20 protein-coding genes are annotated in these 20,491 nt (G+C 51.6%); 18 read left to right on the forward strand and 2 right to left on the reverse strand.

Annotation, left to right across the window (positions count from 1 at the left end; translation table 11 throughout):
• Window positions 1–19: 19 nt before the first annotated feature.
• The gene (gene dnaX / locus IPH59_14630; GenBank protein ID MBK7092929.1) at window positions 20–1,690 is read left to right on the forward strand and encodes a DNA polymerase III subunit gamma/tau; all 1,671 of its coding nucleotides are present in this window, start codon (window positions 20–22) and stop codon (window positions 1,688–1,690) included.
• 66 nt (window positions 1,691–1,756) lie between these two features.
• Complete coding sequence (locus IPH59_14635) at window positions 1,757–2,083, forward strand: YbaB/EbfC family nucleoid-associated protein (GenBank protein MBK7092930.1); 327 nt, start codon at window positions 1,757–1,759, stop codon at window positions 2,081–2,083.
• Window positions 2,084–2,100: 17 nt separating this feature from the next.
• Here IPH59_14635 and IPH59_14640 read toward each other — a convergent pair whose 3' ends face one another.
• Window positions 2,101–2,649: a thiamine diphosphokinase gene (locus tag IPH59_14640; GenBank protein MBK7092931.1), complete on the reverse strand. Its 549-nt coding sequence runs from the start codon at window positions 2,647–2,649 to the stop codon at window positions 2,101–2,103.
• Window positions 2,650–3,107: 458 nt separating this feature from the next.
• Between IPH59_14640 and IPH59_14645 the strand changes: the two genes are divergently transcribed.
• From IPH59_14645 to IPH59_14675, 7 genes are all read left to right on the forward strand, one after another.
• The gene (locus tag IPH59_14645) at window positions 3,108–3,488 is read left to right on the forward strand and encodes an Rrf2 family transcriptional regulator (GenBank protein ID MBK7092932.1); all 381 of its coding nucleotides are present in this window, start codon (window positions 3,108–3,110) and stop codon (window positions 3,486–3,488) included.
• A gap of 19 nt (window positions 3,489–3,507) precedes the next feature.
• Window positions 3,508–4,443, forward strand: coding sequence for a cysteine synthase A (cysK, locus tag IPH59_14650; GenBank protein ID MBK7092933.1), 936 nt, complete (start codon window positions 3,508–3,510; stop codon window positions 4,441–4,443).
• A gap of 369 nt (window positions 4,444–4,812) precedes the next feature.
• Window positions 4,813–5,454, forward strand: a complete 642-nt coding sequence (trmB, locus tag IPH59_14655) for a tRNA (guanosine(46)-N7)-methyltransferase TrmB (protein MBK7092934.1) — start codon at window positions 4,813–4,815, stop codon at window positions 5,452–5,454.
• A gap of 165 nt (window positions 5,455–5,619) precedes the next feature.
• The gene (locus IPH59_14660) at window positions 5,620–6,231 is read left to right on the forward strand and encodes a TetR/AcrR family transcriptional regulator (protein MBK7092935.1); all 612 of its coding nucleotides are present in this window, start codon (window positions 5,620–5,622) and stop codon (window positions 6,229–6,231) included.
• Between the two features lie 23 nt (window positions 6,232–6,254).
• On the forward strand, window positions 6,255–6,854 hold the full coding sequence (locus tag IPH59_14665) for a hypothetical protein (GenBank protein ID MBK7092936.1): 600 nt from the start codon (window positions 6,255–6,257) through the stop codon (window positions 6,852–6,854).
• Entirely contained in the window at window positions 6,851–8,878 is a 2,028-nt protein-coding gene (locus IPH59_14670; GenBank protein ID MBK7092937.1) for a hypothetical protein, read from the forward strand. Before IPH59_14665 ends, IPH59_14670 begins: the two co-directional genes overlap by 4 nt.
• Before the next feature lie 66 nt (window positions 8,879–8,944).
• Complete coding sequence (locus IPH59_14675; GenBank protein ID MBK7092938.1) at window positions 8,945–10,939, forward strand: cytochrome c3 family protein; 1,995 nt, start codon at window positions 8,945–8,947, stop codon at window positions 10,937–10,939.
• An 82-nt stretch (window positions 10,940–11,021) separates the two neighbouring features.
• Here the strand turns inward: IPH59_14675 and IPH59_14680 are convergent, their stop codons facing one another.
• Window positions 11,022–14,603 carry a hypothetical protein gene (locus IPH59_14680; GenBank protein MBK7092939.1) on the reverse strand — a complete coding sequence of 1,194 codons (3,582 nt, stop codon included), beginning with the start codon at window positions 14,601–14,603 and terminating at the stop codon, window positions 11,022–11,024.
• A gap of 203 nt (window positions 14,604–14,806) precedes the next feature.
• On the opposite strand from IPH59_14680, the gene IPH59_14685 reads away from it, so the two are divergent.
• The 9 genes from IPH59_14685 (at window position 14,807) to arsB (ending at window position 20,489) form a co-directional block, all read left to right on the forward strand.
• Window positions 14,807–15,343, forward strand: a complete 537-nt coding sequence (locus tag IPH59_14685) for a GNAT family N-acetyltransferase (GenBank protein MBK7092940.1) — start codon at window positions 14,807–14,809, stop codon at window positions 15,341–15,343.
• Window positions 15,344–15,439: 96 nt separating this feature from the next.
• On the forward strand, window positions 15,440–15,760 hold the full coding sequence (locus tag IPH59_14690; GenBank protein MBK7092941.1) for a winged helix-turn-helix transcriptional regulator: 321 nt from the start codon (window positions 15,440–15,442) through the stop codon (window positions 15,758–15,760).
• 70 nt (window positions 15,761–15,830) lie between these two features.
• A complete protein-coding gene (locus tag IPH59_14695; GenBank protein ID MBK7092942.1) occupies window positions 15,831–17,138 on the forward strand; it encodes a permease in 1,308 nt (435 codons plus the stop codon).
• A 9-nt stretch (window positions 17,139–17,147) separates the two neighbouring features.
• On the forward strand, window positions 17,148–17,381 hold the full coding sequence (locus IPH59_14700; GenBank protein ID MBK7092943.1) for a TM0996/MTH895 family glutaredoxin-like protein: 234 nt from the start codon (window positions 17,148–17,150) through the stop codon (window positions 17,379–17,381).
• Between the two features lie 28 nt (window positions 17,382–17,409).
• Window positions 17,410–17,877 carry a hypothetical protein gene (locus tag IPH59_14705; protein MBK7092944.1) on the forward strand — a complete coding sequence of 156 codons (468 nt, stop codon included), beginning with the start codon at window positions 17,410–17,412 and terminating at the stop codon, window positions 17,875–17,877.
• Complete coding sequence (locus IPH59_14710) at window positions 17,877–18,572, forward strand: sulfite exporter TauE/SafE family protein (protein MBK7092945.1); 696 nt, start codon at window positions 17,877–17,879, stop codon at window positions 18,570–18,572. Before IPH59_14705 ends, IPH59_14710 begins: the two co-directional genes overlap by 1 nt.
• 51 nt (window positions 18,573–18,623) lie before the next feature.
• On the forward strand, window positions 18,624–18,998 hold the full coding sequence (locus IPH59_14715; GenBank protein MBK7092946.1) for a winged helix-turn-helix transcriptional regulator: 375 nt from the start codon (window positions 18,624–18,626) through the stop codon (window positions 18,996–18,998).
• On the forward strand, window positions 18,992–19,426 hold the full coding sequence (locus IPH59_14720) for an arsenate reductase ArsC (protein ID MBK7092947.1): 435 nt from the start codon (window positions 18,992–18,994) through the stop codon (window positions 19,424–19,426). Before IPH59_14715 ends, IPH59_14720 begins: the two co-directional genes overlap by 7 nt.
• Before the next feature lie 64 nt (window positions 19,427–19,490).
• Window positions 19,491–20,489 carry an ACR3 family arsenite efflux transporter gene (gene arsB, locus IPH59_14725; GenBank protein MBK7092948.1) on the forward strand — a complete coding sequence of 333 codons (999 nt, stop codon included), beginning with the start codon at window positions 19,491–19,493 and terminating at the stop codon, window positions 20,487–20,489.
• Window positions 20,490–20,491 lie beyond the last annotated feature (2 nt).

A 20,491-nucleotide genomic window follows, 5' to 3' on the forward strand; every position in this document is an offset into this window, starting at 1 on the left:
ACTGCAACAGAATCTGCTGATGAGCTATTTCGTATTTTCACGCAAGTATCGCCCGCAGAAGTTCGGTGATGTATTAGCCCAAAAACACATCACTGAGACTCTGACCAAAGCCATCGAGTTTGACCGTGTCAGTCAGGCATACTTATTCTGTGGTGTGCGCGGCACGGGCAAAACTTCGGTGGCGCGCATTCTTGCAAAACGCCTGAATTGTGCTTCGCCTCAGGGTGTCGAACCATGCGACCAATGCGATTCGTGCATAGGTATCGTTAAAGGCAGGTCTCTTGACATTCTCGAAATTGATGCGGCATCGCACACGTCAGTTGACGATATCCGCGAATTGCGCGAAGCGATCAAGTATGCTCCAGTCGGCGGCAAGCACAAAGTCTACATCATCGACGAAGTCCATCGCTTGAGCGGATCGGCATTTGATGCCTTGTTGAAAACGCTGGAAGAACCCCCGGCACATGCGGTGTTTATCTTCGCAACGACGGAAGTCCACAAAGTTCCCCAAACGATACTCTCGCGTTGTCAGCGCTACGATTTCAAACGAATCCCTGAATCGGAGCTTCGCAGCGCTCTTAGTGGAATTGCTGTTAAAGAGAATCTCAAGATCACCGACGATGCCATCGCCGAATTGGCGAAGCGTGGCGACGGTTCACTTCGTGATTCACTTTCGATTTTGGATCAGGTGGCTTCGTGGCAGCATGACGTCATTGATGTCAAGTTGCTCTCGGATGCGTTGGGAATTCTCCCGCGATCTGAGTACCGGGCGCTGATTTCGATGATTCGTTCGCAGGATGCGGCCGGGATAATTGATAAGATTGACAGCGTGCTCAAGGCCGGTGTCGGCGCAGCGGAGTTCATTCGCGGATTCCAGGAAGAGATCCGCATGATGTTGGTTCTCAAGGCGGCGCCGGATATCAGCGGAGAATACGGGATTACAACTGATGAAGCGGCCGAGTACAAGTCAATCGGACAAGGCTATTCGCTTAATGATCTATTGAGAATTCAGAATCTTCTGGTCGCATTGGAACAGAAGCTTCGCGACGGATTCGATCCGGTGATCAATATTGAATTGGCTTTCCTGAAGCTGATGCAGATGGAGAGCACAATCTCGATTGAATCGGCACTGCGATCTTTGGCCGGCGGAGAGCCAATAACTACTTCACCAACATCCGCAGCACCGGCGGAGTCAAAAAAAAAACTCGAATTGACTCGTCCGGCACCTGAGCCGGCACCTAAAACCGCTTCAATTCCGACAACGCAACCGCAACCAGTTCCAACTCCTGCGACTGATACCGACGTTCAAGAGATCTGGCAGAAGTTCATGTTGGCTCTGAAATCACAACATCGGAATCTCCAGATCAAACTTTCAATGGCTCAGGCACGTTCGATTGAAGGAAACAAACTGGCGGTGGCATTTGACCGGCATGGCGAAGTGCACGTACGGTATTTCCAGGACCGCGCGCAGCAACAAACGCTCGAGGGCATCATCCGCGAGGCGACGGGTCGCGAGTTGCGATTTAGTTTCTTTGTAGATGCACAATGGACACCGAAACCGGAGGCCAGTTCTGGAAATTCGGGAGGGCAGCTTGCCGAAGGAGAACGCGAGGACCATCCGCTGGTGGCAAAGGCAGTCGAGATTTTCGATGCGGAGATCATCGCTCGACGCGAGTTGAAAGAAAGATAAGCGCATCTGTATTGCGGCCCAGTTAACGAGCAAGAAAAGCAACTGAAGATAGAAACGGAGTGAACAATGGCCAAAGGTTTTGGCGATATGATGAAGCAAGTTCAGAAGATGCAGGCCAAGATGATGGAACTGCAGGAAGAGCTTGATAATAAGCGCGTCGAGGCAACCGCCGGCGGCGGTATGGTTCGCGCGGTCGTTACCGGCAAGGGTGATCTCAAGGAGATCAAGATTGATCCGGAAGTCCTGAAAGAAGGCGATGTGGAGATGCTTGAAGAGTTGATCGTGTCAGCGATTAGCCAGGCACAGGCAGATGCTAACGCGCTTCAGCAAGAGACGATGTCGGGTCTCACCGGCGGGTTGAATATTCCCGGTCTTGGCAGTCTCGGAATGTAGCTGCGAGGCAGTCTCTACTAAGAATGGCGATGGACGACCAGCGCAGTGCCTGCAATGGCAATATCTGCGCTGCTTGAAGCAAAGCGATTGCGAAGTGTCCACGTCGACCCCATTGTGACTTCGCTCTTATCCAATTCCCATTCTACACCGATGATTGAGACAGCGATCTTCTCGTTCAATGGAATGATCGAAACGAAGTCGCCGGACTTCCCTGCCAACTGCAATTTCTCATTTTCCACCAAGTAGATGTGCTGGCGATGGTCGACTGCACGAACGCTTCTGGCAGTTGCCGGGTCTTTCATCAATCCTCGGGCAAGTTTGAGCAAAAGCAGATTTGCCAGAAGGTGATCTGTCTCGTAACGCGTATCGATAGCACCGTACAGCTCAATATCATCACAGCCCCGCTCTAATGCTGCGCGGATGGCCAATTCGCCGTCGGTTGCGTCTTTTCTTTCCGGGTAGCGGATCATCTCGATTTCATTGTACTTCTGCAATACCGTAGGATCGACAGAATCAAAATCGCCTATTATGAGGTCTGGTTTGAGTCCAAGAGACTCGAACAGCATGGAGTCCGCCGTCGGCGGCGATTACTAAACGCCCTTCGCGATTGTGAACAATGGCACGGCGGTAGAATTCGGCCTGTTCCGTAGGATAGGAACCGTGGAGAAAGACTGAGGCAGAGCGCATTTGTTCTTGGTTATCCATCGTTATCGTTAATTGAAACGAGCGCGAATGATACTTTCATTCAGATTCCAGTATAAGCAGGAATCAGAATTTCACAAAGCTCTATCGCAGAGCTATCGAGTACCACAAAATCAGACTTTGAATGAGAAAATATCCTGCATTCTCACCACCACGCGAGCCCTACAAATAAAGTCGGGCTATCTTTGCTATGAATTCGCAATATCCTATAGGATTTTGCGTATATACCATAGTTAAAGAAGACAATCATTGTAGGATAATTAAAGCATGATAACAAACCGGTCGTACTATGGCATTAGCGCGCTCATTTATCTGGCAGTAAATTCGAAAGGCAAATTCATCGGAATCCGGGGAAATTGCCACCAGACAGAATCTGCCGATCAGGTTTCTGGAGTTGGTGTTTTCGCGGCTCAGAGCCACTGACATCGTGAAGTCAACTCGCGGAGCGGCCGGTGGCTATCAGTTGGCGAGAGTACCACAAGAGATTACCTTGGCCGAGGTAATCTCGGTATGCGAGGGATCAAGCGAGTTTGTGCTGCCAAGCACAGTAACCGAGCGAGTCGGCCCGGACGACCCGATTGGAAAGTCGCTTGTCAAGATCATGAATGAGCAGTTTGCCCTCTTGCACCGTAACCTGGCAGCTACGACATTGGCAGATATTATTCGTTCGTCCGGATTAGCAGCTGAAATGTATTGGATTTGAATTGCGAGGAGAGTGAAATATGAAAATCGCTGGAAGCATTACCGACCTTATTGGCAATACGCCGTTGGTCTATCTTGATCGCGTTGCCGGCAATTTGCCGGGGCGTGTCGTAGGCAAACTTGAATCCTTCAACCCCTGCTCATCTGTCAAGGACCGAATCGGCCTGGCTATGATTGAAGCAGCCGAGCGAGCGGGTAAGATTTCTAAGGACACCATCATTGTTGAGCCGACCTCTGGGAATACCGGCATTGCGTTGGCATTCGTCTGCGCGATGAAGGGCTACAAGTTGATGCTGTTTATGCCGGAAACAATGTCGGTCGAGCGAAGGAACCTGCTCAAGGCGTTTGGCGCTGAGTTAGTATTGACACCGGGGAGCGAAGGAATGCCAGGCGCGCTGAAACGCGCCGAAGATACTGTTGCAAGCGATTCGCGCTATTTCATGCCGCAGCAGTTCAAGAACTCGGCAAATCCAGATATTCATGCCAAGACCACTGCTGAGGAGATCTGGAAAGACACTGATGGTGGAGTTGACGTAATCGTTTCAGCAATCGGCACGGGCGGAACGATCACGGGCTGTGCCCGGGTACTCAAATCGCGCAAACCGGGGCTGAAAGTCGTTGCCGTCGAGCCGGCAGCTTCGCCGTTCCTTTCGAAAGGCACAAAAGGGCCGCATCCCATTCAGGGGATTGGCGCCGGATTTAAGCCGGATGTTTTGGATATCGATTTGGCTGATGAGATTCTCACGATTGAGAATGAGGAGGCGATCGATATGACCAGAAAAGTGGTCAGGCAAGAGGGCATTCTTCTCGGCATTTCGGCAGGAGCGAATATCGCGGCGGCAGTGAAAGTTGCTTCGAGACCGGAAAACAAAGGCAAGCTGATCGTAACCTTCATTTGTGACACCGGCGAGCGTTATCTTTCGACGCCGACGTACACGGAATTCAGTGCCAATTGAAACAGCTGTTTCGATAGTAGTTCCGATTCGATAAAACGAACGGACCAAGCGGATCAACAGCCTGTCGCGCGATTGCGGCAGGCTGTTGTCGTTTAAGCGAATATGGAAGGTGATTGAGTATTCTGAACTATGGCACGAGAATTGCAATAGGTAGGGACAAGAGCATCAAAAGGGGATACTTGAGATGATATAAAGTCTCATGTTCAAAGGGGATAAGGTCCGTCCGTGTTGGAGCTAAGTTGGGGAGCTTCAACACGGTTTTTTTTGCGCCCTGTCAAAGCTTCAGATCAGAGCGGCTACTTGACAATCAGCCAATTCTCCCCTATTCTGGCAGACCCCAACGGGTGAGAGCAGGAATAGGAAGCACTGATGCCGAAGAAGAAGCTGAAAAGATTCGCCGAAATAGCCACATTCCCTCACGTAATCCAGATGCTCACGGACCTGCGCGGAAGCTGGCATCGTGACTTCTTTCACAATGACAACCCCATAACGCTGGAATTGGCCTGCGGTAAAGGCGAATACACCGTCGCCATGGCGCAAATGTATCCTGAACGCAATTTTGTCGGAGTCGATCTCAAGGGCGCCCGGATGTGGACTGGGGCGAAAGCAGCGCTGAATCTCAAACTTGCCAACGTTGCATTCCTGCGCATGCCGATTGAGAGGATAGCGGACTGCTTCGGAACCGACGAGGTGGCCGAAATATGGATCACTTTTCCCGATCCATTTTTGAGCCAGTGCCGCGCCAAGAAACGGCTGACTTCCCCTGATTTCATCAGTCTTTACAGGAGAATCCTGCGCCCCGGCGGGTTAATCCACCTGAAAACTGATGAGCCGAATCTGTTCGCCTACACTCAAAAAGTAGTCACTAACTGCGGCGCGCAGCTAGTTGACAAAGTAGACGATGTATATGGCAGTTCAACGGAAAATCAACTCCTGAAGATACAGACTGCTTACGAAAAACGGCATCTCGAAGACAATCGCACTATTCGCTATCTCTCTTTCCATCTTTAAGTTAACCAATAAACTACGCTCGCAATCGTGGTCTTGTCAAGTCCGAGATTGTGAAAAAAGTAACAAAATCACTCAGTTTTCGCTTGACACTGCCGAACCTGTTAGTTAGTGTTAACTACAACGTCGCCCACTTAGTCAAGTTTAGCCGGGGACGATGGAGGAAAGATGAAGTTAGCGGCAGAAGACAGACGCCATCAGATACTGGAAGAGGCAACCAAGCTATTCTCAGTTGAAGGCTATGACAAGGTAACGACTAAGCGATTGGCAGCAGCGTGCAACGTGACGGAGCCTGCGCTCTATCGGTACTTTGCTTCCAAGGAACTGATTTATGAAGCTGTACTCGACTCACTCGAAAGCCGGCTTCAGTGCGACGATATCTACCCGGAATTAGCGACCGAAAATGATATCGAGCAATTGCTGGCGCGTTTGGCCACCCAACTGCTGGAATGTTCGCAGAAGCACCAGGAAGTCTATCGTCTTCTGCTTTATTCCGCCTTGGGCGGTCATGCCAAAGCCAAGGCTGTCTATCAGGCAATTCGCGGCCGTCACGCAAAGTTCCTTCAGGTTCAACTCGACCGCCTTCAGTCACAAGGACTGATTTCCGATTCGAACACCGAAATCACAGCGCGCTGTTTCATGGGAATGGTGTTTGACTGTGCCCTCGGCCTGACTCTGTGGAAGAATTCGCAGGGTAGAGTTTACCGGTGCGACGAGATTGTAGCCAACAATGTACCGATCTTTGCTGCGGGCCTTTGCCGCAGTCTTCCCCGAAAATGATAATCTTGAATGAGGATATGGCAATGTCAGTGAATCAAACAGCAAGTCGCCCCTTTCGCCTATTGTCAACGACAATATTGGCAATGGCCGCTCTGATACTGAGTGCCTGGGCATTTGTTTATGCACAGGAAGAAGAATCAAAGAAACCGGACAACCAGCTTTGCCTCGATTGTCATTCGGACAACACACTTGAGTCGGAATCCGGCAAGTCTGTATTTGTTAGCGGCGACAGCCTCCATAGTTCGGTCCATAAAGGAATGGCTTGTGTCGACTGCCACAACCAGGAAGGCGCCAATTTCGAAGACGTGCCGCACTTCACCGAATACAAGCCGGTGCAGTGCGAGCCCTGTCATAAGGTTGTCAGCGCGACCTGGATGGAATATTTCTACAAGATGCTTAAGGGAAAAGGGAAAGAGAACATTCCCGATTGCAAAGAATGCCATGGCACGCACAACGCTCAAAAAGAACTAAGCATGAAAATCGTTTGCGAGCGGTGTCACCCGAAGCAGGCTGCCGAATACAAGCAGAGCTACCATTTCCAGAAGTATCAGGAAGACAATCGTAATTATCCCATTTGCACGACCTGTCATGATGCCCACTTCAAATCGAAAAAGAGGTCATGACTGAAACGGAGTACAAGCAGGAGATCGTCGATATTTGCTCCAAGTGCCACCAACGAGACATTGAGACTTACGTTCACTCGCGGCACTTTCATGAAATGGAAGGCGGCAACACTAAAGCGCCGGTTTGCACCAGTTGCCATGAGAAGCATGACATCCGCAAGCCGTCCGATCCGAAATCGCGCGTTGGCGCCGGTCAGATTTCCGATGTTTGCAACAATTGCCACCCCGGGCATAAAGAGAGTCTTCACCGCGAGCCCGGCATAGATCCGGGGTCGATATCGTGTGCATCGTGTCATACCGGACACCAGACGGATATGGCTTCAATTAATGAGTCGATTTTCAAAGAGGGCGGAATTGCCAATCAGTGCAATATCTGCCACTCGGGTGAGCGGCATACCAAAGAGAATCTTGCCCACGGCGAGTTGATGATGCTCAACGCCGACGGCTCGGAAGCGAACTGCACGAAGTGCCATACTTATCACTGGAATCTTCCCGGACTCGACAACGAAGCGGTTAAACATCGCCGTACAGAGTGCATTAACTGCCACGCCGAAGAAAACCGCCAATATAAGCAGTCCATTCATGGGCGCGCACGCGCACAGGGAATTCTCGAGGCGCCGACCTGTACCGATTGTCACGGTGAGATTGACATCAAGAAGACCAAAGAGCAGTTCACACCCGAAGGCATCGTGGCGGTTTGTTCCAAGTGCCATTCCGATAAGGACAAGATGCTGAAGTTCCAGACCAATCCTTATGTGGTTGAAGGCTACAAGGAGACCTATCACGGCAAGCTTTTTGAGACCGGTACGGACGAGGTCAAATTTGCAGTCTGCACAAACTGCCACGGTTCTCACTCGATTCAGGAGCCGGCAGACTCTTCGTCGTCCGTAGCGCGCGGGCATATCGTCGAAACTTGCAAGCAGTGTCATCCACGCGCCAATGATCGGTTCGTGTCATACCTGGTTCACCCGGTCAAACCAAGCGCCGAGGAATTGCAGGCGGGTCTGGCGAGTGCGCGCGAAGACAGTGTCCTAACTTCGCTCGAGCGCGACACCAAGGACGAAAACAGGCAAGTCACCGGAGGCTGGGGCAAATTCAATAGTCTTGTCACGGGAATGATGACAGTGCTGTTGATCGCGGTACTTGGTGCATTTGGTTTCCACACGATGCTGTGGTTCCAGCGCGGCATCAGAACTCGAGTGGTGAAGAAGGAAACCTACTATGGCCGCATTGACGGCTTCCATCGCTTCTTACACATACTTGTCAACATTAGCTTCCTGACGTTGGCCTTCACCGGATTACCGCAATCATACGCTCACACAGATTTGGCGAAGTGGATGTTCAGCAATGTCATGTCACTGCAATCGGCGCAGACGCTTCACTACATTGCGGCTGCGGTTACCGGATTCTACTTCCTTGCGCATCTCATCTTCCTCGCCTTCAAACTGCGCAAGTCGAGTATTCGTGAGATGCTGACTGGTCCGAATACGTTGATGTTCCGAATGAAAGACCTGAGCGACTTTATGGCGCATCTGAAATGGTTCTTCAACAAAGGCAAGCATCCGCAGTTTGACCGCTGGACGTACTGGGAGAAGTTTGACTACTTCGCGGTATTCTGGGGTGTGTTTGTGATCGGGCTCTCAGGCCTATTGAGATGGAAGGAAGAATTCTTCGGGAATCTGCTTGGCGGCGGCGTCATTAGCCTTGCCGACACTGTCCACAAGGAAGAAGCTCTGCTGGCAACGGCATTTATCTTCATCGTTCATTTCTTCAACACGCACTTACGTGCCAGCAAGTTCCCGATGGATGTATCGGTTTATACTGGCCGCATTTCGGAAAAAGAACTCATGGAAGAGCGCCCGCTGGAGTACGAACGACTACGCGAAGCCGGCGAACTTGAACAACATCAGAAAAAGCCGCTGGGGTTGGTATTGTCCATCATTTCATATGTTTGGGGAACAATCGCGCTCCTTACCGGATTCTTCCTGCTCTTCTTGATTATTCTGGGGCATTTGACAGCATGATGAGAGAATTGATAAGTTGCAATATGGGTCGAATTTGTATATTTTCATTTATATGGAGAAGTTATCGTGAAACAGAGTAGGCGATTTTCAGGAAAGCGGCCTCTGATAAAAGAGGTGCTGATTGCCATTGGTTTGTTGGTGTGCTTTCCAGTAATTCTCGCAGCATCAAGCAATGATGCCTGCATGGAGTGCCATTCGGACAATACGCTGACTGGCGCACATCGTGACGGTACCGAAGTCAGTATGTTTGTGCACCTCGATTCCCTGGCGGCATCTCTGCACGGCGGCCTCGAGTGCGTCGATTGTCACACTGACTTGGCAGGCGTTACTGATTTTCCACATGAGGACGCTTTGAAACCGGCGCAGTGCAATACCTGTCATGAAGACGTCAATACGATATTCATGAGTTCGGCGCACGGATTGGCGCTGGATAACCCTAATTCTCCGACCTGTCAATCTTGTCATGGCAGTCACAGTATCTTGCCGCAGTCGAATCCCGCTTCAGCGACCTCGGCGAAGAATCTTCCGAACACCTGCGCGACGTGCCATCACCGAATAGCATTAAAATCAGACACCGACATTAGAATTGCCGATTCGTTTGACCGTTACATTCGCGGTATTCATGCCGAGGGAATTCAAAAAGGAATCGGCTCGGCGGCATCGTGCAATGATTGTCACGGTACACACGATATCAAGAAGGCTTCCGACCGGACCTCAATGGTCAACAAGCAGAATCTCCCGAAGACGTGTGCAAAGTGTCATAATGACATCAGCATCCAATACTTCCGCGGTATACACGGCAAAGCGCTTGAAGCTGGAATTCTGGATGCGCCCAACTGCACCGACTGTCACGGTGAACATGAAATCCGTCGCATCGGCGACCCGGATTCACCGGTCAATCAGTCGAATCTCGCTGATTATGTTTGCGGCAAATGTCACAACGATCCGCAATTGATGGAGAAATTCGGATTTACCGAAGGAAGATTCACGTCTTACCAAGATTCTTACCACGGCTTGGCAATACGCGGCGGATCAATTAAGGCAGCAAATTGTATCTCCTGCCATCGGGCACATGATATCTTGCCGTCCACAAATCCGGCATCATCGGTAAGCAAAGAGAACATCGTTGAAACCTGTCAGACTTGCCACCCGCGCGCGAATCTTGCTTTTGCAACGAGCTATACGCACAGGACGGCGCAGCAGGAGTTCAATCCAATCGACCGCTGGGTGCGCCTCATCTACATACTGGCGATCGTAGTTGTCATTGGCGGAATGCTTGCCCATAACGGTATCATCATTGGAGCTTTTGTCATACAGAAGCATCGTCAAAACAAGGCACAGCCGACGGTGTTGCGTTTCACGGGCAATATGGTATTCCAACATCTTGTCTTGACCGTTGCGTTCATAACATTGGTCATCACCGGGTTTGCATTGCGATTCCCTGACTCGTGGTGGGTCTGGATACTCAACATATTCGGCATTTACGAGGACGCGCGCAGTATCATTCACAGAATAGCGGCCGTGTTCTTAATTTACATTTCGATTCATCATGGTTTGTTCTTGTTCCTGTCACAGCGCGGCAAGGAACAATTGCGCGGTTTGATGCCGGTTAAACAGGACCTCACCGACATCTTCCAGAATCTCAAATTCCATCTTGGAATGACTGACAAGCGTCCGCAGTACGATATGTATGACTACACGGAAAAAGCCGAATACTGGGCACTCGTTTGGGGTACGATTGCAATGGTTCTGACCGGATTTGTACTCTGGTTCCCGACGTTCTTCACCGGCTTCTTGCCGCCTTGGGTGGTCAAGGTTTCAGAAACGATTCACTATTATGAAGCCTGGCTGGCAACGCTGGCAATTGCCGTATTCCACTTCTTCTTCGTGATATTCCATCCGGAGCAGTACCCGATGTCCTTTGCATGGATTACCGGTCGCGTGACAGAAGAGTCAGTGAAGCATCACCATCCGAAGTGGTATCGCCGGATGTTCGGCAAGAAAAACGGCCATGGAAATGGTGAACAGAGCAGCGACGAACAAGGCGATAAAAAGGAATAAGAGATCAGACTAAACTGAGGCGGGGAACAAAAGCCCTGTCGGCCAATGAGTCGACAGGGCTTTCTGCTTATTGGTGGGTTTGCTACTTGCTTACCATCCAGAAATCACGAGGATAGAGACGGTAGAGCTTCGCACCCGGTTCAACGCTCTCTAAGTAGCGTTCGTACGATTCAAACTGCTTCTCCGGTCCGATGACGAAATTCACGGCATTGCTCTTTGCCACCGACTCCGTGCCATTAGGACCATAGTCCGGCAGTAAGAGACCGTAGACAGCTTCCATCCGAGCTTGGACCTGGTCGTAGAAATCGGGACGACCGCGAAGTTCGAGAATCCCCTGGCGGAATCGGCGAACGCTTTGCGGAGAGATGTTATCAACCAGATCACGCGCCATCGACTCGCCGCGGGTTTCATACGTCATTCCTGCGCGATTGGCATTGAACGCCTGTGCGACTGTGTAGGCTCCCAGCGCCGGATCGTGCGGCGCCTTCTTTAGCTCACCGACAACAAATTGCATTGTTTGGGCAAGGTCGGGGCAACGTTCGGCGTAATAGACAATTCGCCCGGTTGATTCACGACTACGCAAGCCGTTGGAGTAGGCAAGGCCGGCGCCCCAGGTTTTCATGAACATGCTGTGCGCACCACCACCGCCATAGAGTCGTGCGGCAAGAAAATCAATCAGCGTTTCCGGCGTATGGTTAGCGAAGTGTGCACAGTCAGCGGTAATGACGAATACTCCCGATCGGGTATTCTCGTTTACAAGTCCCACGTAGATCGGAGCGCCGGTATCTGGTGCGCGCTCGCGCAGGCGATTAACTACCAATGGCTCCGTTCTGTACTTCTGGCGCACTGATGGTTTCGGGTCGAGCTTGCCGATGATTCCGGTCAATCGCGGCATCAGGGCATCCTTGGTCGGCGTACTTGAAATCATGAATGCACGGACATTGTCCGTGTGGCGCAATTTGACAAGGACATCACGAATCTGAGCGAGCGCAGTGTTGTAATCCATTGAAGCGTCGCGCGCCGTTTGCCAACAAAGGAATTGCCAGTCGGTCGCCAACGACGCATCGGGGATGTCGCTGAGAACTCGCTGCAGATCACGGGCGACATCTTGTATCAATCCAGCGTTTCGCGAATCGGCAATCAGGTACTTGGCAGTGAGATCGACGACGATTGCCGAAGCCCAGGCAAATTTCGAATCTCCTGAAAGAGTCGCCAGCAGATCGCCAAGCTGTTTCCGATCAAGCCCGGCGCCTTTGGCAGCAAGCGCCTCAAGGAACTTGACGAAGCTCTCGGGCTTGTTGGGATCACCGGTGTCCTTGAGCATCCACTTGACGCGATAGAGATTGAAGGACTTGGTCATGAAACAGTCGGTGGCCAGAAGCAGCGGATTGGACTGCCGCCAATAGGCATCGGCTGGACCCTCGACCCACGATTCCTCCGAACCACGCATGGTACTGCGAATACCAGCGAGTGAGTAGTCGATAGCATCGCGAATACGCGGCAAGTTCTCCGGTTCGAGATAAGTATCGAAGAGAACGTCATCTAGCCAATCAAGCGATTTGAGACCTTCAGCCTGAGTGCTTCCGGATGCACGCAGCACAAGTTCAGCGCGTTCGGTGCGATAGTTGACGCTTGTGTAAGCGTGAAGTCCGGAGATTTCCGTGCGCAAACGGCTTTGCATCTGGTCAAAGGACAACTTCCCACTATCGGAGATGACACCGATATCAGTCAGAATGATTGGAAGCGCGGCGATGTAGTGCAGATCGCTTTCGGGAATGACATTGAGATTGAATGCAAGGCCAACAGTTGCGTTGGTAACATTCTCAAACTTCGAGGCAACTACAGGTACCTTACCTGCAATTGTATCAATGACAAATTTGAGCGGATCGTCGAGGGTCATCGGCGGATTTTCGACGAATCCCGGCAACTTGATAGTTGCAGCGACGGAGTCGAGCTCAGCGGTTTGGGCGTCATACTCGGCTTTGAATTGTTGGATCGCATCTTGGTCGGAAGCTGCACCGTAAATGACTTTGAGGTTAGCGACATACGCATCGATTCGCGCCTGACGTTCGCTCTCCTGACGACCGATGAGTTCCGGATTTGCGACTGCGGCGACTGCGTATGGCGGACTTTGCACCAATCGCCACGCAGCAAGATAGTCACGCCAGACATTCTGACTCTTGCCGAGTTGTTGGCGGGCAAAGGCGATCTCATCAGCAAATGCCAATGAGCGGCGGAATCCGCCAGTGGCGTGAAGTCGCTGTGTACTGGTCATCCACTGAGCGCCGGAGCTGCGTTCGCCGAATCTCGGCGGTGAGTTCAGGAAGGTGCGCATTGCTCTTTCACGCGATGTCACGCGCTCAAGTGCACGCTGGTTGAACTCCAGAAGTTCGGGAGAGCCATCGGCGAGGTTAGCGATTTGACTGATTTCGGACAGGATGACTTCTCGTATCGAGTCGATCATTTTCGGCGTGCAGGATTCCCGCTTGATGTCGTCGAAGTAAATATGAATCGGGTTGCCCTTTTCATTGCTTACCCAACTCCCGATTCCGGCAGCCCCCACGTCCATCAGGCGCGTCTGCGAATCGATCAAACGGCTATACAAACGCGATGTTTGATCACCAGAGAGGTTCTCTACAAGCAACTCAAGCAAGTATCGATGATTGTTGTTGAGATCAAATTGTGCGGGCCATGAGTATACAAGAAGTCCCGGATCGCTGGGAAGTTGCGCCGGGAAATCGACGACCGAGATTGATCCGACCTCTGCGGCGACTGGTGCCGGTAAGCGATCATTGAGTGATGCAGGATCATTCTGTACCGAAGTGTTCGGCTCGATGCGGCTAAGAATCTGGGAGAGTTTTTCAAGGCAGCTTTCAACCGAGATATCATCAGCAATCGAGATTACAGCACCCATGTTGTTGATGTGATAAGCGCCCTCTTGGAAGCGGCGAAGATCAGCCGGTGTCATTGTACGAATTGCCGGTGGATGGCCGCCCGATTCAAAAGAGAGCGGATGATTCGGACCATAGACCATTCGCGCCAGTTGCAGGAGCAGCTCGCCCCAAGGGCTTTCGAACGAGCGCACCATCTCATTGTAGACAGTGCCTTTTTCTTCGAGTCCGACTGTGCCGGTTGATTGGTCAATTGTAAGTCCTACGTGGCAGACTTCGCGACGGATTTCTTCATCTGAATAGTTGGGGTGAACCAGTGCATCGAGCTTGGTTTCGAACAGCTTGAAGAAATTGTCAGTGCCGGAACCGCAGTTGAAGCTGTAGCAGGTTTGAAGCTGCATCGTAAAGGCCGAGCTCTCGCCAAGCAGCATATCTTCCATCGAGGCGACATAGCGGCCCTTGGTGCCTTTGCCGAGCAAAAGATGTTCACAAGTATGTGGTTCGCCCTGATCGGATGGCGGAATTGTGTTGAACCACATGAAGGCCTGAGGCAGTGACTGAATCGTGAAGAGGTCGGCGACAAATCCGGACGGAATGTGTCGGAAACGAGCGCCGATTGCGACCTTGGCTTCATTTTCGTAAATGCACTCCGTACGGAACTGCGCAAGCTGTTGATCCGGTTTGAGATCGGCATAACCGGCTCCGAGCAGGTTCGCAGTCAGTAGCAGCAATATTGCCGCCAAAGTCAGCGATTTGAGCGTGTTGTGGTTCATGGGTATTCCTTTATGATGCCGCTTTGGGAATCTGCGGCGCAAGTATGATATTATTCCGTTGTCAGTTTGGGCAGTAAGATAACCCGTGGCGCACGTTTCGACAACTGCTTTTGTTTCCGGTCATCGTAGACTCAAGCAGCATTCGACAAAGGCGAATGTTAGTCTTGACGCACGATACTCATTTGGCAATACTTGTTCTCTCTATGACCATTAATCTCAAAGACGAATTGCGGATTCGACCACTCGCTGAGTCGGACTCGCTTGAAGATCTCACCGATATGCTGCATCGGGCATATCGCGTTCTCGCCGATATGGGTCTGCGATTTCTTGCCACCTATCAAGATGTCGACACTACCAAGAGCCGCGTTTCCTCCGGGCATTGCTTTGTGGCAGAGCTTGACGGCAAGGTCGTTGGCACAATCTGCTACTATGAGCCGAGTCGGAAGACAGGATGCGACTATTACAAGAAGAAAGGCGTCGCGCACGTCGGTCAGCTGGCAGTCGAGCCGGCGCTCTCGCGACTCGGGATCGCGACCTATTTGATGAAGCACGCCGAAGACTTCGGGCGTTCACGGGGGATGAAGGAATTGGCCCTCGATACTGCCGAACCGGCGATACATCTGATCGAGTGGTACTCGCGACTTGGTTACAAGATAGTCGGCCACCAGCAATGGGAGGTCACGAACTACCGCAGCGTGCTGATGAGTAAAGCGTTGGACGATAACGCATTACCAACATAGCTTCCAGCCGAGATATCAGAATTATTTTGAGAAAATCTCAAAAAAACACTTGGCTATTTGGCCAAATGACCGATATTGTTTAGGTGAGGAGAAGTGATGGATAAGAAAACTCAAGCACTATTCGAAGCACGCGCCAAAGTAATCAAGGCGATGGGCCATCCGACGCGGCTGTTTATGGTGGACCAACTGTCGAAGGGCGAACGCTGCGTCTGCGAGTTGACTGCAATGATTGGAGCGGATACCTCGACAGTTTCGAAGCACCTCTCGATTCTCAGAAATGCTGGAATCGTATCGATGGAAAAACGCGGCGCGCAGGTGTTTTATCAACTTCGCGTTCCATGTATCTTGAATTTCTTCGGTTGTGTCGAAGGCGTACTGAAATCGACGGCGCGCGATCAGATGCAACTGGTGAAGTAGTATTTTTTTGAAGAATCCTTTGGCGATTTGGCCAAATGACAGACAACGAGGATTCAGTTAGGCGACAATTATGACTGTTTCGTGGAAATCTGAATGGAAAATGCTGACACTGCTCGCTACAGTGTTTGCGGCATTTTACTTCCTTCCCATCGACGCACCAAGAGTCGGAAAGTCGCTTCAGGAAGCCCTTGCTCTGACACAGTGGTATGCCCGCGAACACGTCCTGCTCTGCCTGATACCGGCGTTTTTCATAGCCGGAGCGATTGGCGTATTTGTCCGGCAGGAATCGGTGATGAAGTATCTCGGCGCGAAAGCGAACAAGATACTGGCTTACGGCGTGGCATCGGTCTCGGGAACGATATTGGCAGTGTGTTCGTGCACTGTCCTGCCGTTGTTTGCCGGAATTTATCGGATGGGTGCGGGGATTGGCCCGGCCAGCGCATTTCTCTATTCCGGACCGGCGATCAACGTACTGGCGATCATCATGACCGCGCGAGTGCTCGGCCTGGAACTTGGAATAGCAAGGGCAATCGGCGCCGTGGTATTCAGCATCGTTATCGGGTTGGCAATGCATTTCATCTTCCGCAATGAAGAAGCTGTCCGCAACAATGTACCGATGCAATTGACGGAGTCGCAATCAACTCGCCCGCTTTGGCAAACGGCGACGTTCTTTGCACTGCAAATCTTCATTCTCGTCTTCGCAACTTGGAGTGCACCCATAGAAGCCGGCGGATTTTATGCGACAGTCTACTCCGTCAAGTGGCTGTTGACGGGAGCCGCCGCCGTCGGCCTTGGTATCGTGTTGGTGCGCTGGATGAAGGTTGCACTTTGGAAAATCGCAGCGGGTGGAGCGTTGGTATTGGCCGCAGTGTTGGTGTTTCGGGAACAGCCGTTGATAGCGTTTGTGACTGGTGTATTCGTGATCTCAATCATCACAGCGACCGACAAAGGCGAGGGCGGCGAATGGTTTGCGCAGACCTGGGGATTTGCGCGACAGATACTGCCGTTGTTGTTCTTCGGTGTTTTAGTCGCAGGATTTCTGCTCGGTCGCCCGGGAGAGGAGGCGCTAATCCCGCCGGCGTGGATCAATTCTGCAGTCGGTGGAAATTCGATTTGGGCAAATTTGTTCGCGTCGGTTGCTGGTGCGTTCATGTACTTCGCAACACTTACCGAAGTACCGATTTTGCAAGGCCTGATTGGTTCTGGAATGGGCAAAGGACCGGCACTTTCGCTATTGCTCGCAGGACCTGCATTATCGCTGCCAAGCATGCTGGTTCTCAACGGCATCATGGGAACAAAGAAGACTGTCGTCTATGTGCTACTGGTTGTTGTGATGTCAACGATCACTGGAATGATTTTTGGTTCAATTTACAGATAGGAGTAATCAATGAAACTTATACAGGTACTCGGCACAGGTTGTCCGAAGTGCAAGAAGCTCGAAGAGATGACCAGGCAAGCCGCCAAAGAAGCCGACCTCGAGTGCGAAGTGCTCAAAGTCACGGATATAAACGCTATAATGAACTTCGGCGTGATGATGACCCCGGCGCTGGCGGTTGATGGCGTGGTCAAGGTATCGGGGCGTGTGCCTTCGCTCGATGAGATTAAGGCAATGATTCAGTAGTACACAGGAAACTCTTGGAGATATGTTTATGAAACTGAAATCAATAGTCACAGTTGCGTTGTTGTTGTTCGTCGCAGTCAGCCTCACCGTAGTTGTCATGCGGAACACATCAGACTCTGCCGTCGGCTCGCAGGGTGATTCAGCCGCCGCTGTCGAGGGCGACAAGGTGATTGCTTACTACTTCCACCGCACACAACGCTGTCCGACGTGTAACCGGATTGAAGCGCTGGCGCATGAGATAGTCCATCAAAGCTTCGCCGAGGAGCTTGGTTCGAAAAAGCTGGAACTGCGCGTAGTCAACATCGAAAGCGAAGGCAATGAGCACTTCGAGACGGACTTCAGCCTCGTGTCGCAGTCGATTGTCCTCGTGGACATGAAGTCCGGCAAGATGACCAAGTGGAAGAATCTCGACCAAATCTGGGAACTGATCGGAACCGAAGCTGAGTTTCGCGGCTATGTCGAAACAGAAATTCGCAATTACTTGAGCGCGTCGTAATGGACTCGTTCTTTGTCGCGATTTCCACAGCGCTATGGCTGGGGATATTGACCTCGATCAGCCCCTGCCCTTTGGCGACCAATATTGCCGCAGTGTCGTTTATTGGACGCCGGCTTGACCGGCCATCATTGGTGGTCGCTTCCGGCGTACTCTACACGCTTGGTCGAACGATAGCATATGTCGGACTCGGAGCAATATTGGTCGGCGGCGCACTTTCGGTGCCGGAGCTTTCGCGATTTCTACAAAAGTATATGAATCAGATTCTCGGCCCCTTGCTTATTGTCGCTGGGATGTTCTTGCTAAATTTGATCAGCTTCACGAGTGCCGGCTCAGCAACTGGCGAGCGCTTGCAAAAGAAAATCGGCACTATGGGCATTTGGGGTGCTGTGCCGTTGGGAATGCTCTTTGCGCTCTCATTCTGCCCGATCTCGGCAGCATTGTTCTTCGGTAGTCTGATTCCCCTTTCAATCGAGCAACAGTCTGCGGTGATGTTGCCGCTTGGTTATGGGATCGGGACTGCGTTGCCGGTGATGATCCTTGGAGTTGTATTGGGCGTGAGTGCGCGATCAATCGGCGGATTGTTCAACCAGTTGACGCGAATCGAGAAATGGGCGCGATTGATTACCGGTGTAACGTTCCTGATTGTCGGGATTTACCTGAGTCTGGCCTACATTTTCGGGATAACTATTTTCTAAAAACATTTGACAGCACGAAACTCACTGCTATATTTCGCCATATAACGAATTATGAGTGATGAATTGAACAATCTCACGGAAATCGGACAGGCACTGTCTGACGGCAGTCGCGTCCGGGCGCTGATGTCTTTGCGCAAGCAGGAACTTTGCGTTTGTCAACTCATTGACCTGCTCGACCTCGCACCTTCGACAGTATCCAAACACATGGCGATTCTCAAACAAGCAGGACTGGTTGAGACGCGCAAAGAGGGCCGCTGGGTGTACTATCGCCTGAGCGAGCCGGATGAAAATTCCGCGGCGGCACAGGCTTTGCACTGGCTGCAGGACACGCTTATTCGCTCCCCTCAAATCCGCGAGGATGACCGCAAGTTGCGCGAAATCCTTGCGACGGACCTTGAAGTCATTTGCTGCAGGATCAGATCGTGAAGCTGAAAGTTCTCTTCTTATGCACCGGTAATTCCTGCCGTTCGCAAATGGCGGAAGGCTGGGCTCGCAATCTAAAGGGCTTTGCGATGGACGCCTACTCGGCCGGGACAAAGGCGCAGGGACTCAATCCCCTTGCAGTGAAAGCGATGGCGGAAGCGGGAGTAGACATCTCAGGTCACCATTCCAAGAATGTCGTTGATCTTCTGAACATTGAATTCGACTATGTGGTTACTGTCTGCGACAACGCGCGCGAGTCGTGTCCGTTGTTTCCGGGAAAAGCCAAAGTTATCCATCGCAGTTTCGACGACCCGCCGCACTTGGCAGAAGGCGCCAAGACCGAAGAAGAAGCTCTGCGCCATTATCGCCGCGTTCGCGACGAGATCCGCGATTACATCCTGACCTTGCCGGAGATGCTCGTTGCCAGTTGAATGCAACCCGACAAAGCGGCTCGGCTTCGTCGATCGCTTCTTGACACTCTGGATTTTCCTCGCTATGGGAATCGGTGTGGCCTTGGGTCACTTCTATCCCGGCATTGAAGGATTCATCAACCAGTTTCAGACCGGCACGACGAATATTCCAATCGCAATCGGATTGATCTTAATGATGTACCCGCCGCTGGCGAAGGTGCGTTACGAAGAGCTGGGCAAGGTGTTTCGCAACTGGCGAATTCTCGGATTGTCGCTTCTGCAAAATTGGGTCATCGGACCTATTCTGATGTTCGTGTTGGCGATCATCTTCCTTGCCGGATATCCCGAGTACATGACCGGGTTGATCATGATCGGTTTGGCGCGTTGCATAGCGATGGTGATTGTCTGGAATGAACTTGCAGACGGTGACACTGACTACGCGGCGGGATTGGTCGCTTTCAATTCGATATTTCAGATACTTTTCTACAGTGTTTACGCGTGGATATTCATCACTGTGGTGCCGCAGTGGTTCGGACTACAAGGCAGTGTGGTCGAGGTATCAATGGGGCAGATTGCCGAAAGCGTGATGATCTATCTCGGCATCCCGTTCTTCGCCGGAATGATTACTCGATATGTTCTGGTGAAAGCCAAAGGCAGGGATTGGTACCACACCGTGTTCATTCCCAAAATCAGTCCGATCACGTTGATTGCACTGCTGTTCACGATACTCGTGATGTTTAGTCTTAAGGGGAACATGATCGTGCAGATTCCGCTCGATGTGGTGCGAATTGCGATACCGCTGTTGATCTACTTCGTCGTGATGTTTCTGGTTAGCTTCTATATGGGCAAACGCGTCGGGGCTGACTACTCCAAAGCTGCGACTTTGTCGTTTACCGCGGCAAGCAACAACTTCGAACTGGCAATTGCGGTTGCAGTTGCTGTGTTCGGCGTGAATCACGGGGCGGCTTTTGCGGCAGTGATTGGCCCGCTGGTGGAAGTTCCGACACTGATTGGACTTGTCAGCGTGGCGTTGTACTTCCGCCGCAGGTACTTCGCCAATCGAGCAACTATTCCCGCAGCATAGTC

Source organism: bacterium (genome assembly GCA_016708315.1).
In the GTDB taxonomy this organism is placed as follows: Bacteria; Zixibacteria; MSB-5A5; order CAIYYT01; family CAIYYT01; genus JADJGC01.